A 15,049-nucleotide genomic window follows, 5' to 3' on the forward strand; every position below is an offset into this window, starting at 1 on the left:
AAATGAAGGTTTTTGTTCATACGCAACAAAGGTGATATTCTCTCAGGTGAGTAATATACCCATAAAAAAACCATGAGTACTATGACGTTAAGTAAAAAGCCGGAAGCTCGTTATATAGATGCTACTCCCTATGCTTCAGCACTTATTGAGGGACATCGAGACTTTGGCTACAGTCTCAAAACTGCTTTGGCTGATATTATAGATAACTCTATTTCTGCCAGTGCTGATCGAGTTCGCCTCGTGGTTGATACTATTTCAAATTCTCCATCAGTTATTATCGCTGACAATGGTTGTGGAATGAGCAAAGCTGAATTACTTGAAGCGATGAGATTAGGTAGTAAAAATCCCACGTTTGACAGGTTGCCTTCTGAACTTGGACGATTTGGTTTAGGCTTAAAAAGCGCTAGTTTTTCTCAGTGTCGTTCACTTACTGTCATAACTAGGCAAGATGGAGTTACATCATGTGCTCGCTGGGATTTAGATTTAGTAGCCGAAACAAATGCATGGACATTAGAGCTGATTGAAGATTATGAAGATGAATTAGGTTATGACTTGCTCGATGAGATTGGAACGGTTGTTATTTGGAAAAAATTAGATCGACTAGTCGGCGAAATTGATACACCAGGGAAAAAAACTGAATATATGAATGCAGAGTTCTCTCTTGCTGAGAGACATTTGAGGCTTACTTTTCATCGGTTTTTAGAAGCTCCTAAGCCACAGTTTCAAATAAGTATCAATAATCGGCAATTAACCCCGTTGGACCCAATGGCTTCTTTTCATCCATCGACTCAGAAGGATCCGGACGATAACATTCGTTTATCTAATGGCCATGTTCGTATACGCAGTTATACCATTCCGCATTACAGAAAAATGAGTCAACATGAATGGGATGAGCTTGGTGGACCAGAAGGTCACCTCAAATCCCAAGGACTATATATCTATAGAGAAAATAGATTAATTATTGCAGGGAATTGGTTGGGACTTGCGAAGCAAACTGAACTAACAAAATTGAGTAGAATAGCCATCGACATACCTAACACGATGGATGCGCAATGGAAAATTGATGTAAAGAAATCTTCGGCGCAGCTTCCTCAACCGGTTCGAGAGCGACTCAAGCGAATCATAGAGCGTTTTGTTGGATCCTCTAAAAGAACATATCGAAGTCGAGGGCAAAGGCTAGTTGAAGGCACGATGCATCCTATTTGGAATCGAGTCCAAGTTGAGGGCCGAATACACTTCAAACCCAATTCAGAACACCCTGTATTTCAATCTTATTCAAGTTGTTTACCTCATGAATTGAAAGAAGGGTTTGAACGCTGTATTAGGTTGCTTGGTGCTGGCTTACCTATTGATGCACTTCATGCCGAACTGGTAGGTAACGCGGAGTCAATTGTTGCAATGCAGACTTCTGAATCAGATTTGAATCAAGTTGTGGTTGACCTTACTGATGCATTGCTTGTTAGCAATGTTCCCCCGGATAGAATCAAAGATGTTCTTCAAAATTATCCATTACTGCAATCAAACTGGGAACTCTCAGAACGACTAGTTGTAAATTATCTCAAGGAAAAAGGCTTATGAGCAGCAGGCAGCAAGTGTTAGATATGGTAGAAGCAGGGCTATACAGTCAGCCTCGCAAATCAGAGGATGAGCTGAGAGTTTTGGTTAAGAGTATTGCCAAAGTAGTGGATAGCGATTTAGATGACACAGTGATCGAGGAAATTGCTCGTGAGATTGAGTCAAAACAGGGAATAAAAGTTGGCCTCGGTGCAATAGTTGATAACGTCAAGTTTAAACCTTGGTTAGACGATGCAAAACCGGAAATAGACCCCTTCTACTGGAAAAGATATGAGAAGCTCCTGCTAAACAATGGATTGCCTAGAGATGTTATTACAGGTACGGATATTGTTACAGACAAGATACTTGGCCGATTAGGGAACCCTCAAGAGTATTCCTCATGGGATCGTAGAGGTATGGTTGTTGGTCACGTACAAAGTGGCAAAACACTGAATTATACAAGTTTGATCTGTAAGGCGGCTGATGCAGGATATCGCCTAATAATCGTTGTAGCAGGTATACATAATAACCTTCGCAATCAGACTCAAATTCGAATCGATGAAGGTTTCATAGGTCGGGATACAGGAAAAAGCTCTGATAAGAAGGCTGGAAATGCTAAGCATGTTATCGGTGTTGGACATTTTGATTCGAATAGAACTCCTGTTAGTCTGACGAATACGTCCAGAGATTTTAATAAACCTACCGCATCAACAAATACCAGTGAAATAGACTCGTATAGAGTGCCAGTCGTTTTAGTTATTAAAAAGAATCACCGAACGCTTGAAAATCTTCTAGAGTGGCTTAAGGACAACAGCGCTCGTGGTGACAAAGAAATGATCGACCAGCCAATGCTACTCATCGATGATGAGGCTGATAATGCATCAATCAACACTAAATACAGTGATAAATTGGTAACCAAGATAAATGGGCAAATACGCGACCTCTTAAAAATGTTTCATCGTAGTTGCTACGTGGGTTATACAGCTACTCCGTTTGCTAATATTTTCATTGATCCGGATGAGAACCACGATGTACACAAAGAGGACCTATTCCCTAAAGATTTTATTATCGGTCTCGATGCCCCATCTAACTACTTTGGTCCAAAGAAAATCTTTATCGATGGCTTGCCTGATGACGAAGAGCCAACTTGGTTAAGGAGTATTTCGGATAATGAAGACCTTCTACCGATAAAGCATAAGATTGGCCATGAGGTCTATCAATTGCCCGACTCGCTGATGTTTGCTTTGCGAACTTTTCTATTATCGCGAGCCATTAGAAATTTAAGAGGTCAATCAAGCTCACATTGTTCAATGTTGGTTAATGCTAGTCGATTCACTCGAATACAAAGTCAGTTAAAAAACCGATTGCATGAGGCACTAGAAAGAATTCAAAACTCTTTGAGATTAAACTCATCTTTAACCACGGCATTGAAGGACCCAGAAATCAAAGCTTTGTTTGATGTTTGGGAAGCAGAGTATCAAGACACTGAGTTTGAGTGGGATGAGATACAAAAAACTATTTTTGATGCAATTGCTTCCGCCAAGGTTGTAGAAGTTAACAGTAGAGCAAATGAGCTAGACTACTCGAATTCAGGTGATAGAGGGCAAACTGTCATTGCTGTTGGTGGTTTCTCTCTCTCGCGAGGGTTGACTCTAGAGGGGCTTACAGTTACTTGGTTCCTGCGCAATACCATGATGTATGACACCTTAATGCAAATGGGACGATGGTTTGGCTATCGAAATGGATATGAAGATCTGTGTCGAATTTGGATGCCCGACGATGCTATAGACTGGTATGCCTTTATCGCCAACGCAGCTGAAGAGCTTCATGATGAACTCAAAGCAATGGATCAGGCCAAAGCTGCTCCTGAAGATTTCGGGCTTGCAGTTCGCAGTCACCCTGCATCATTGTTGGTTACCGCAAAAAATAAGATGGGAGCAGGCCTCGAAGTTACCACTTTTGTTGGACTTTCAAATAGATTTATAGAAACCGCTAAGGTAAGTATCGATTCTACAAAGTTAGATTCGAATTTAGCCATAGCTATAAAGCTTGTTTCTAATTTGAAAAAAGCCACTTTCACGATTGAAGATACGCAATGGGGGCTATTGCTTCGTGATGTACCAATACAATATATCGATGAGTTCCTAGCGGGTTGGATCAATACACCTGAGAGTGTGATTACTGAAACTGGGCCAGTAAGAAGCTATCTCAGTGCACGAAAAGAAGATGAGTTAGCTCTATGGGACTTGTTAATCCCAAGTCTACAAAAAGGAGATGAAGACAATACACTAGGGGTTAGTATCATTCCCACAAATCGTTCTATTAATCTAGATGATCTAACAGACGGGTACATGTCCTTTAGTGGTAAAAAAATGAGGGTTGCATCTAGAGGTATCGAAAAAGCGGGTGTTGAGCCAAGTAAGGCGAAAGTTGCTGAAAATTCTTATGATAAGAATGGTAACTACCCAGACTCAATTTATCGGAAAGTGCGTGATAAACCATTGTTTATTCTTCATTTTGTTAAACCAAAAGCACCAAAAAATAAAGAAGGTGACAGTAGAGTGGCTTTGATTCCAAGTTACCCTGTCGTTGCCTGGGGGATCAGCCTTCCAGTTTCAAAAAAAGCATCGGAGAAAGTTGCTTATATTGTTAACACACAACGTTACAAAGAACTCTACGGTGAAGATGATATAGATGAGGAATATGAGGCTGAACTGAATGGATAATTCACCATGGAAGGGGCTAGATCTCAGCAATGCAAGAAGAGTTAACCATAACGGCCAGTATGACTTTTTTTGGGTCGTTGTAGAGGACAAACAGCCAGCGCTTATGCTTAGATTGCCAATTGAGCCAACTAGTAAGCCCAAGCTTCCTGAACTCAAAAATCTGATTGCCAACTTCAGGATAATATCTGGTCGATGGGCGTTTGTTCTTGCCCTTAAAGAAAATAGCCAAGCGGAGCTGTTTGAAACTCTCTGCAGAGATGTCGTTGATTCAGGTGAGAAGGCTTCCGATCTGGATGAAGCACTCTCTAGGGCGATACAACGGACTAAAAGGTGGCATTATCTTTTGCGTTCAGGACGCTCAGAAGGTCTGACTATTGAAGAGCAGCGTGGTTTAATCGGTGAATTAGCCTTTCTCCGAGAGCTCGCCACTAGTTTTGGTTCTGAAGTGGCAGTTGAAGCATGGAAGGGGCCTTCGGGGGCTCCAAAAGACTTTGAGTTAATTGGATGCTGTATTGAAGTTAAAACACGAAGAACCGCAGCAATACCTTCAATTTCTATTTCATCAGCAGACCAGCTAGCAGTCTGTGATGGTGTGCGTTTATTTCTTAGTGTTACTAATGTCGAATCTGCAATTGTACCAGAAGGTATGACACTGCATGACTATGTAGCATTAACCGAGGCTTTATTTCAGGAAGAATGTAGTACCTATACGAAGTGGGAAGATGCAATCTACTCAACAGGTTATGATCCATTAAATAAGTACGATGATCGCCGTTGGCTGATAAGGTCCACCACTCATTATGAAGTACTTGAAGGGTTCCCTCGTGTTAATTGCCCACTACCACAAGGCGTGCAGAACGTAAGATATTCTATTTCTTTAGATGCCTGTGAGCCTTTTAAATTAAATGACAATACCGTTAATTACCTCCGAGAGTTTATATAGACATGACAGAGCTTGAAGATTTCAACGTTCAGTTTATCGCTGATGTACAAGGTGATGCCGATGCCTTGGGGTTGGTAACGGTAGAGGCATTCTTTGAAAAGGTTGGTGACTTATTGGCTGAGGCGGGCGAAATAGAAAGCGCCAATCGAGCTTTTTATGAAGGTTTATACTCTCGTGGGCCAGCGCAAATTGATGGATACGGTGGTGATCCTAGGGAAAATGACGGCATATTGAGCCTTATACTATGTGATTTTTCTTTAGATAGAGGTATTCGACTTTTACACAAGGAGCATGTTCAACGTTTATCGCAAAAACTTATTAGGTTTCTGAACGCCGGTCTTGATGATCGGTTCCGGGAAACGCTGGAAGAAACTAGCCCTGGATTTGGTGTGGCTGATTTGATCAAAGCGACTTGGAATAGCGTTGAAAAAGTTAAGTTGATTATAGTGACCAATGGAGATTATAGAGCTAGAACAGATGCTACTAGCTTTGGTGTTATTGATGAAAAGCCAATTACATTGAGCATCTGGGACATCAAACGTCTGCGGCGCTTTATGGAGCAAGGACTTGTCAGGGCTGATTCAGTGATCAACTTTAAAGACGACTTTGGTGGTGGTATTCCGATATTGAAAGCATCTGGTGGAAGTGATGCTCTAGAGAGTTATTTAGCCGTTATCCCGGGAAAGCAGCTTGCTGAAATTTATGACAAATGGGGGCCGAGATTACTTGAGTCTAACGTAAGAAGCTTTCTGCAGGCTCGAGGTAAAGTGAATAAGGGCATCCGTGACACTATTCGGGATGAGCCTCATATGTTTTTCTCTTATAACAATGGGCTAAGCGCTACGGCTGATAGTTTAGAAGTAGATAAGACAAGCTCAGGTTATCAATTGACTAGTGTGAACAACCTTCAAATAGTGAATGGTGGTCAAACTACGGCGTCACTATTCGCGGCAAGTAAGGTGCTTAAAGAACAAATACAGCAAGTATTTGTGCAAATGAAACTAACTATAACGCCTAAAGAATGTTCTGAAGAGATTGTCCCTAGAATCTCTGAATATGCAAATAGCCAGAATAAGGTGAATGCTGCGGATTTTTTTTCTAATCATCCGTTTCATATACGTGTTGAGGAGTTGTCTCGACGTATTTTAGCTCCTTCGGGTACAGATAGTTATCGAGAAACGAAATGGTTTTATGAGCGAGCTAGAGGTCAGTTCGCAGACGAAAGAAGTCGAAGAACTCAATCAGAGCGTAAAAAGTTCGATGCTGAATATCCTCGTAGTCAGTTTTTTGTTAAGACAGACCTTGCGAAATATGAAAATACTTGGGCATGCTTGCCACATGTTGTTAGCTTAGGTGCTCAAAAGAATTTTTCAGAATTTGCGAAAAAAATTGGTAAAAGTTGGGGAGCGGAAGGAGCATCTTTTAATGAACTTTGGTTTAAAAGGTTGGTAGCTAAAGCGCTCATATTTAGAACAACCGAAAAGCTCGTATCAAATGCTGATTGGTATGAAGGGGGGTATCGAGCCAATATCGTCACTTATGCAATTGCCAAACTTGTTAATGAGGCCCAGAGTTTAGGCATGGTCATAGATCTTGACCTCATCTGGAAAATGCAATCTATACCAGAAGGCTTAAAATTATCTATTCTCTCATCTGGTGAATTGGCTCAAAAGGTTATAACTACTCCACCTGAGGGTATTAGAAACTACAGCGAATGGGCCAAGAAACAGCTTTGTTGGCAAAGGGTAAGTGAGAGTGAATTACCGTTAGGTGATGCTTTTAAGGCACTCTTAATATCTTCAGAGCTAGCAGATGAGAATGTTAGGGAAGCAAGAACTGCCAGCGCTTTAGAAAATTCAATTAATGTTGAGCTAGAAGTGTTTAACCTAGGCGCTAGGTTCTGGGAGGAGGCTAAAAACTGGGCTAAAGAGCGTGGAATGCTGAGCCCTAGAGAGAATAGCATTCTTGAAATCTGTGCAGCTATCCCCAAAAAAGTGCCTTCGCCAAAACAATGTGGAATTGCGTTTGAGGCGCTTAGAAAGCTACAGGGGGAAGGTTTTCATACATGACAAAGTTTCAATTTAAACCCATTCTTAGTTATTAGATTTGAGTTAACAAGTAAATCATTAACCAGTTTTCCTAATGTCACCTATTGCTCGTCAGCTTTAGCCTGGTATGATTGCCAAGCATTTTTATTGGTGGTAGTGAAATGAAAACAGGTGAAGTTCTTGTAATCGATCTCTTTGCTGGGCCTGGTGGGCTTGGTGAAGGTATATCTTCAGTTACAGATGAGAGTGGTAACTATCCATTCAAAATTGGTGTATCTGTAGAAAAAGAACCATCTGCGCATAGAACATTAACAACGCGATCGTTCTTTCGAAAGCTTAAAGAGCTGGATGGTGGGTTAGATGATTACTTTAGATATGTCCGTGGAGAACTAACTCGAGATGAAATTTTTAGTTTGTATCCCAAACAAGCTGAATCTGCCAGTTACGAAACGTTAGAAGAGCCTAGAGCTCTTGGTGACGATAATGAATTAATTCATGCTAGAATTCGTGAACTGTTGGCAGTCCATCAAGGACCTAAGGTCGTTATTGGTGGCCCTCCTTGCCAAGCCTATTCATTGGCTGGCCGTTCTCGGAATGCAGGAATAAAAGGCTATAAGGCCGAAAACGATCACAGAAACTTTTTATACAAGGAATACCTTAAAGTACTTTCTATTGCGCAGCCTGATGTGTTTGTGATGGAAAATGTACGCGGTATTCTGTCTGCCAAAATTGATGGCAAAGTTATGTTTCCTCAGATATTAAAAGACTTGAGGAACCCGGGGTTAGTTACTGGTGATGACGGAGTCTCAAAGTATAAAATCTTTTCGCTTGTAGTTGAAGCTAAGGATCCAAAGGACCCTAAGTACTCCGACTCATCTGATTTTCTTATCCGCTCTGAGTACTATGGTGTACCACAAGCGCGGCATCGAGTAATTCTATTAGGTGTACGTCAAGATATAACCCGTATTCCAGACACAATTTCTCCAATGGCAAAAACAGTAACTGTTGAACAAGTTCTATCCGACTTGCCTCCTCTAAGAAGTGGCTTTTCTAAGCAAAAAGACATCCAGAAGGATTGGGAAAAACAAATTCGAACAAACTCAAAAAAGCTGAAACGAATATTAGAAAAAACATTTGATAGAGCTACTGTAGGTAGCTTAAGCCTAGAGCCTAGACTAAAACTGGAGCGTAAAAGTAGTCAAATAACGGAAGTCCAGCACAATATCCCCAAACATTTAGAGAAATGGTATCTAGATAATCACCCAAACTGTGTGTTAAATCACGAGACCCGCGGGCATATGACATCTGATTTGCTACGATATGCCTTCAGTGCTGCGTTTACTAAGATAAGTGGTGGTATTTCTCCTAAGGCGAGAGACTTTCCAGCAGAGCTAGCTCCGGATCATGAAAATTGGGCTACAGGCTCACATGCAGATCGCTTTCGTACCCAAGCTGGAAATAAATGTGCAACGACGGTGACTAGCCATATATCTAAAGATGGCCACTATTTCATTCACTATGACCCACAGCAGTGCAGAAGTTTGACTGTCCGAGAAGCAGCGCGCTTACAGACGTTTCCAGATAATTATTTATTTGAAGGAAATAGAACGCAGCAATATGTACAGGTAGGAAATGCTGTCCCACCGTATTTAGCACATCAGATAGGCAAGGTTGTGTTGGGTATATTGGATGTAGATCAAGTATGAATTAGCAGTGCTAATTAAATATCTGAACTGCTTACTGACAGAAAAGACAACGAGTAACCAAAAAACCAGCCATAGCCTTTTTTTGGCTATGGCTGGTTTTGTTTTTATGTAAATCATTGCCAGCTTGATAGATAGCTTGAAGTTAGGTTTTTATCTTCCCCGTACCCCATGCCGTACCCAGGGTGATTTTTTCTGAAATAAAAAACATTACGAGCCCTTATTTAACGCGCTCCAGCATCACACCTGCTTCCATATGGTGGGTATAAGGGAATTGGTCAAACAGAGCAAAACGCGTCACGTTGTGTGTTTCGCATAGAATGTCCAAGTTCTCTTTTAGAGTCTCAGGGTTACAAGAGATGTACATGATGCGCTCGTAACCTTGCACCATTTTACAAGTATCGACATCCATCCCAGAGCGTGGTGGATCGACAAAAATCGTATTGCAGTTGTAGCTCTTCAGATCCACGCCTGCATCTTGTAGACGACGGAATTCACGTTTACCTTCGATTGCTTGAGTAAACTCTTCTGCTGATAGACGTAGGATTTGTACGTTATCAATCTTATTGGCGGCGATGTTGTACTGTGCAGATACAACCGATGGTTTTGCTAGCTCAGTTGCCAGGACGCGGTCGAAATTCTGTGCCAAGGCCAGCGAGAAGTTACCGTTACCACAGTAAAGTTCTAGTAGGTCGCCAGTGCTTTCTTGGGTGCAGTCGACCGCCCATTCCAGCATCTTCTCTGCGACTTTGCCGTTCGGCTGAGTGAAGCTGTTCTCTACTTGTTGGTAGATGTAGCTTTGACCATTTACATCGAGCTTCTCGATCACGTAGTCGCGGTCTAGGACAATCTTCATCTTACGAGCACGACCAATGATGTTTAGGTTGAAGCCTTCATCATTTAAACGCTGTTTAAGGGCTTTCGCGTTTTCAATCCACTCTGCATCAAGTTGGCGATGGTAAAGGAGTGAAACCAGAATCTCACCGCTTAGCGTCGATAGGAAATCCACCTGGAACAGTTTACGACGTAGCGAGTCGTTGTCTTTCATCGCTTCAACCAATAGCGGCATCAGATCGTTGATCAGACGGCTTGCTGCAGGAAATTGGTCAACACGGTATTTCTCACGAGTTTCTTGGTTGAACATGATGTAGTAAAGATCTTCGCCTTCATGCCAAACACGGAACTCAGCACGCATGCGGTAGTGCTGCTCTGGTGATTCAAACACTTCCAGTTCTGGCATGTTGTATGGCGCGAACATATCCGTGAGACGTTCGACTTTTTCAGCCAGTTGTTCTTGGTAGCGTTGTGGGTTTACATCAAGAGTAGCCATGATCTTACCTTTTATGGTGCATTCAATTTAAGAGCGCAGATTTTATTCAATCTCAATAGGATGTCCAGTTTTGTACTGGAATTGATTTAAAGATAGTGCGTACAGACAGAGTAGAAAGCAAAATCAATCAAAACGTTACAACTTGTAAGGGCAATATTGGCTGGACAAATAATCAATAGCTGAATAATATTTGCCTCAAGCTGGTGCTATCTAGCAATCTAGATGGCTGAAATGGGAATCTGGTGTGAATCCAGAACTGACGCGCAGCGGTAAAAGAGAACGAACGCTCATCAGACACTGCATTAGTTTATGTGGGAAGTCGAGCAAGTAGGCGGTACACCCGTGCTCTTGAGTCCGAATACCTGCCAGCAACTGAGCCACAGCACTGGACTGTCATGACGACAGGGCTCGGAAGGAATTACGCGATTTAGGACAATACAATGAGAAAATCCGCACTGGCGATCACTTTGGCATCGCTGCTTTCACCTGTCTCTTATCTACAGGCCCAAGAAACCTCCACTGACGAAACCATCGTTGTGACTGCAAACCGTTTTGAGCAAGCCGAAAGCCGTACGTTGGCAGATGTCGAAGTGGTTACTCGACAAGACATCGATCGCATTCAAGCGAAAACCCTACCAGATGTATTGCGTCGTCTTACGGGGATTCAAGTTTCACAAAATGGTGGTCGTGGTCAGTTGGCGTCTTTATTTGTTCGTGGAACCAGTTCCGACCAAGTTTTAGTACTGGTTGATGGCGTACGTTTTGCACGAGCAGCGAAGGGCGCTGTGGACTTTAACCAAATCCCACTTACTTACGTTCAACGGATTGAGTACGTGCGTGGTGCGCGTGCGTCACTTTATGGTTCAGAAGCGATTGGTGGCGTGATCAATATCATCACCATTGCGCGTGCTGACGAAGAAGGAACGAAGTTAAGTGCGGGTTTAGGTAGCTTAGATTACCAAGAATTGAGTGTGGCATCTGGCATTAAAGTCACAGAGAGCGGCCAGCTGAATATCGCGCTTGGTAGTGAAAGTGATGATGGTTATAACGTTCGTCCTGTATCGGGAGTTAATGACGGCGATCGCCATGGCTTTGATACAAAGAATGGTCTGCTAGGTTACGTGCATAACTTCAATGACCAGTGGTCTGTATTTGGTAACCTACGTGCTTACGAAAATGTTTATCAATATGACAGCAGCTACGGCAGTCGCGGTTATTACGAAGCAGAAAAAGACGACCTTTCTGCCACTCTGGGCGGTAAGTATCAGTCTGATAATGTGATGTCAGAACTACAAGTAACGGCACAGAAACAGAAGTCTTGGAACTATGAGCAAGCAAAAGGTAAACACTCAGGTACTGAAGATGAACTTGAGCAGCAAAATGTCCAGTGGACCAACAGTTACTTGCTAAACAACAATACGACGTTTGCTGGTGGTATTGATTGGCGCAACGAATCTTATAAAGACAAGAGTGCGAATAAAACGTTTGATCGTACCAATGGCGCTCTGTTTGGTATGGCAACCACTAGTATTGATAAAGCAATGCTTGAGGGCAGTGCTCGCTTGGATGATAACGAAGAATACGGTAGTGAGTTCACTTACAGCTTAGCGGCTGGTTACCAGTTTGTGCCAGAGTTTGGGGTTAAAGCTTCTTTTGGTACTGCGTTTAAGGCTCCAAACCTATATCAACAGTATGACCCAACATACGGTGAGAAAGATCTTAAGCCGGAAGAGTCAGATGCTTGGGAGCTAGCATTCAGCGGTGATGTCCAAGGCGTTTTTTGGTCCGTAACGAGTTATGACTATAAAATCACGAATCTTATCGATTACCATCCAACCACATACAAATATTTGAATGTCGATGGTGAAACACATATCCAAGGTGTGGAGCTTGTTGCTGAGTTTGATACAGGGGTTGTGCAGCACCAGTTGAGTGCGGATTACAAAGATGCTGAAGACGATAAAGGGCATCAGTTGCAGCGCCGCGCTAAAGAAATGTATAAGTGGAACGCTTTAGTGAGCTTCGATAAAGTGGACTGGTCGGTTAGCTATCAGTACGTAGGTAAGCGTCCAGATGTGGATTACAGCACTTGGCCTTCACAAGATATCACGCTTTCTTCTTACTCGTTGGTTGATACGGCTGTGACTTACTATCCGAATGAGTCGACCTCTATTAGCGCTCGTATCGATAATCTATTTGATGAAGAGTATGAGATGGCAAAAGGTTACCCTGCCGCTGAGCGAGCGTACTATCTAAACGTTGGCTACGAATTCTAATCGTGAATGAACACAAACCGCCTTCGGGCGGTTTTTAATATTTTGTGGTGGAAAATCGAATGAAGAAACCCAAGCAAGTGGTGATCAGTTGGTCCAGCGGTAAAGATTCGACATTAACGCTTGAGCGCCTTAACGAGAATCCAAATTATCAAGTTGTCGGTTTGTACACGACTTACGTAGGGAAAGAAGTCCCTTTCCAAGCAACTCCGCTTGAAGTCGTACAAATGCAAGCCGACTTACTTGCGCTTCCGCTCATTACTATCGAGCTACCTGAAGTCTTTCCAAGTAACGACATTTATCAATCGACCATCGTTAATGCATTACAAAGTAGTGGTCTGAATATAGAAGCTGTCGCATTTGGCGATATGTTTTGCAATGGCATTGCCGAGTATCGACGCAGCTATATTGAACCTGCTGGTTGGGAGTGCGTCTTTCCTCTATTAGGGGAGAGCAGCGACAAACTAGCGATGGAAATCATAGAGCGTGGTATTCAAACGATGTTGATCACCATCGACGGAAGTGTTCTCCCTCCAGAATGGTGTGGTCTCTGGTATGACAAAGTCCTAATAGAGTCATTACCAAGTCAAATTGATCCCTGTGGGGAAAATGGTGAATTTCACACATTGGTCACGTCTTCGCCGTCTTTTCAAGGGCATATCGAGCTGACGAAGCGAGATGTAGAATCTGGAGATAGATTCAGCCATCAAAGATACCATGCTAAAGCATTGCCAAAACAAATCTAAGCAGTATGATCGCAACGTTTCTGTTCTTTAGGTAAGGCTCGTGCGAGTAGCAAGTAAGAAAAAAGTCCTAGTTTTTGACTCCGGTGTTGGTGGTCTTTCTGTATTCCAAGAGATACATCGCCTATTGCCCCAGCTAGACTACTTATACTTATTCGATAATCAGGCTTACCCTTATGGTGAACTCGATCAGGCTGTACTCATTTCACGAGTTAACCAACTGGTCTCTTCATTAGTCGAAGAACACCAAGTCGACATTGTTGTCATTGCTTGCAACACAGCGAGCACCATAGTGCTTCCTTCCTTACGCGAAAATTTATCGATTCCCGTTGTTGGTGTTGTCCCTGCGATTAAACCCGCATCGCTTTTAGCATCAAAAGGGGTAGGGCTGATCGCCACTCCGGCGACAGTAACACGTCAATATACTCACGAGTTAATACGGGACTTTGCGCAAGGCAAACCAGTTGAGCTGGTGGGATCAACTCGCTTGGTGGATATGGCCGAAGAGAAGTTGCGAGGCAACAGCGTTTCTCTAGACGAACTGACAAAAATCCTGCTTCCGCTTCGCGATAAAGTAGACGTTGCGGTGCTCGGTTGTACTCACTTCCCTTTAATCAAAGAGGAAATTCATCAAGCTTTGGGTGAGGACGTTACTTTAATTGATTCGGGTGCAGCCATTGCACGTCGAGTAAAAGCATTACTATTAAGTGATGAAATTGAGGATACGGAAGAGGGAAGTAAGTCGATTTATGCCAGTGCAACTCCTTGGCAGGAAGATGCACTGAACATTTGTTTAAAGAAGCTAGGTTTTAATCCTGTTCTGGTTTACCACCATCCGGGTGTTTAGGATCGTTCGCAATTCTCACTTTTAGCGTTCTCTCCATATATTCCTTTTCATTAAGTTTAGCGATAGCTGGCTTGGCATCTGCCGCAGCCATCACGACAAAACCAAACCCTCTTCTTTTTCCAGTGCGCTTATCTTTCATTAAGCGTACTGCATAGACCTGTCCATATTCAGCAAACAAATCGCGAACGTGACTCTCATTGGCCTTATAAGGAAGGTTGCCGACATACAGAGTTTTAGTTGATGGATCCGAGTCTGTTGATTGAATAGAAGGTGTCTGGCTAGAAAATGAAAATAAAAAAGCAGTAGCGATAACACCAATGAGAAAACTCAAGGCTGGTGGGATGGTGACTTGAGAGAAGACGATTCCCCCAACGACGGCCAGCCCAGCACATAAAATCAGATTTTTTTTAGACGTCATTTTAATTACTACACATAGTGATAAAGAGATCGATTGTCCATTAACAGAATAGACACATGAATCTTACGTATATGGTTGGTGTTTTTCCAACCAATTGCTGTGATATGTCTCAAATGTGACGAAGAAATATGCAAATATCACGCTTTTGGCTAACTAATGACCTGTTGAAAGTTTTTTTGCAAAAAACGCTTGTACTAATTTCTCAACTCCCTATACTGCGCATCCACCGACACGGAGTGAGACGAAAGTCACACAGCGAGTCGGAAGTGAGAGAAAAAGAAATTTGAAAAAATGCTTGACTCTCTCGCGGTGCGGAGTAAGATACGCACCCCTAACGACGAGCAACTAAGTTGCTGGATAAGTTAGAAAAGCTCTTTAAAAATATAAACCTATCAATCTGTGTGGGCACTCGTTGATGATAATCCAATTAGAAACTTCGGTTTCAAATTAGGTTTCAATGAAAC

10 protein-coding genes and 1 riboswitch are annotated in these 15,049 nt (G+C 42.5%); of the genes, 8 read left to right on the plus strand and 2 right to left on the minus strand.

Going from position 1 to position 15,049, the window contains the following annotated elements; all coding sequences use genetic code 11:
• Positions 1–81 precede the first annotated feature (81 nt).
• From MSG33_RS21745 to MSG33_RS21765, 5 genes are all read left to right on the plus strand, one after another.
• Complete coding sequence (locus MSG33_RS21745; RefSeq protein WP_054575483.1) at positions 82–1,578, plus strand: ATP-binding protein; 1,497 nt, start codon at positions 82–84, stop codon at positions 1,576–1,578.
• Positions 1,575–4,280 (plus strand): Z1 domain-containing protein, encoded by a 2,706-nt coding sequence (locus tag MSG33_RS21750; RefSeq protein ID WP_054575482.1) that lies wholly within the window; start codon positions 1,575–1,577, stop codon positions 4,278–4,280. Before MSG33_RS21745 ends, MSG33_RS21750 begins: the two co-directional genes overlap by 4 nt.
• Positions 4,273–5,223: a PD-(D/E)XK motif protein gene (locus tag MSG33_RS21755; RefSeq protein WP_054575481.1), complete on the plus strand. Its 951-nt coding sequence runs from the start codon at positions 4,273–4,275 to the stop codon at positions 5,221–5,223. Before MSG33_RS21750 ends, MSG33_RS21755 begins: the two co-directional genes overlap by 8 nt.
• 2 nt (positions 5,224–5,225) lie before the next feature.
• Positions 5,226–7,292, plus strand: a complete 2,067-nt coding sequence (locus MSG33_RS21760; RefSeq protein WP_054575480.1) for an AIPR family protein — start codon at positions 5,226–5,228, stop codon at positions 7,290–7,292.
• 140 nt (positions 7,293–7,432) lie between these two features.
• Positions 7,433–8,977 (plus strand): DNA cytosine methyltransferase, encoded by a 1,545-nt coding sequence (locus MSG33_RS21765; protein ID WP_248382088.1) that lies wholly within the window; start codon positions 7,433–7,435, stop codon positions 8,975–8,977.
• Positions 8,978–9,194: 217 nt separating this feature from the next.
• Here MSG33_RS21765 and trmA read toward each other — a convergent pair whose 3' ends face one another.
• Positions 9,195–10,304 (minus strand): tRNA (uridine(54)-C5)-methyltransferase TrmA, encoded by a 1,110-nt coding sequence (gene trmA / locus MSG33_RS21770; protein ID WP_248382090.1) that lies wholly within the window; start codon positions 10,302–10,304, stop codon positions 9,195–9,197.
• Positions 10,305–10,488: 184 nt separating this feature from the next.
• A riboswitch (cobalamin riboswitch) is annotated at positions 10,489–10,689 on the plus strand.
• 55 nt (positions 10,690–10,744) lie between these two features.
• On the opposite strand from trmA, the gene btuB reads away from it, so the two are divergent.
• The 3 genes from btuB to murI are packed head-to-tail and all read left to right on the plus strand — an operon-like array spanning position 10,745 to position 14,167.
• Positions 10,745–12,580 (plus strand): TonB-dependent vitamin B12 receptor, encoded by a 1,836-nt coding sequence (gene btuB, locus MSG33_RS21775; protein ID WP_248382091.1) that lies wholly within the window; start codon positions 10,745–10,747, stop codon positions 12,578–12,580.
• Positions 12,581–12,639: 59 nt separating this feature from the next.
• Positions 12,640–13,323 (plus strand): adenine nucleotide alpha hydrolase, encoded by a 684-nt coding sequence (locus tag MSG33_RS21780; RefSeq protein ID WP_248382093.1) that lies wholly within the window; start codon positions 12,640–12,642, stop codon positions 13,321–13,323.
• A gap of 40 nt (positions 13,324–13,363) precedes the next feature.
• Positions 13,364–14,167, plus strand: coding sequence for a glutamate racemase (murI, locus tag MSG33_RS21785; RefSeq protein WP_248382095.1), 804 nt, complete (start codon positions 13,364–13,366; stop codon positions 14,165–14,167).
• On the opposite strand, the gene MSG33_RS21790 is transcribed toward murI, so the two are convergent.
• Positions 14,130–14,585 carry an RNA-binding protein gene (locus tag MSG33_RS21790; RefSeq protein ID WP_031780357.1) on the minus strand — a complete coding sequence of 152 codons (456 nt, stop codon included), beginning with the start codon at positions 14,583–14,585 and terminating at the stop codon, positions 14,130–14,132. The two genes, murI and MSG33_RS21790, sit on opposite strands and share 38 nt — an antisense overlap.
• Between the last annotated feature and the right edge of the window lie 464 nt (positions 14,586–15,049).

The organism is Vibrio sp. 1CM7H (assembly GCF_023161645.1).
In the GTDB taxonomy this organism is placed as follows: Bacteria; Pseudomonadota; Gammaproteobacteria; order Enterobacterales; family Vibrionaceae; genus Vibrio; species Vibrio diabolicus.

Bases quoted from the DNA above. Each gene is read 5' to 3' on its own strand.
- MSG33_RS21745 (WP_054575483.1), top strand. From the start codon at position 82: ATGACGTTAAGTAAAAAGCCGGAAGCTCGTTATATAGATGCTACTCCC.
- MSG33_RS21750 (WP_054575482.1), top strand. From the start codon at position 1,575: ATGAGCAGCAGGCAGCAAGTGTTAGATATGGTAGAAGCAGGGCTATAC.
- MSG33_RS21755 (WP_054575481.1), top strand. From the start codon at position 4,273: ATGGATAATTCACCATGGAAGGGGCTAGATCTCAGCAATGCAAGAAGA.
- MSG33_RS21760 (WP_054575480.1), top strand. From the start codon at position 5,226: ATGACAGAGCTTGAAGATTTCAACGTTCAGTTTATCGCTGATGTACAA.
- MSG33_RS21765 (WP_248382088.1), top strand. From the start codon at position 7,433: ATGAAAACAGGTGAAGTTCTTGTAATCGATCTCTTTGCTGGGCCTGGT.
- trmA (WP_248382090.1), bottom strand. From the start codon at position 10,304: ATGGCTACTCTTGATGTAAACCCACAACGCTACCAAGAACAACTGGCT.
- btuB (WP_248382091.1), top strand. From the start codon at position 10,745: ATGAGAAAATCCGCACTGGCGATCACTTTGGCATCGCTGCTTTCACCT.
- MSG33_RS21780 (WP_248382093.1), top strand. From the start codon at position 12,640: ATGAAGAAACCCAAGCAAGTGGTGATCAGTTGGTCCAGCGGTAAAGAT.
- MSG33_RS21790 (WP_031780357.1), bottom strand. From the start codon at position 14,585: ATGACGTCTAAAAAAAATCTGATTTTATGTGCTGGGCTGGCCGTCGTT.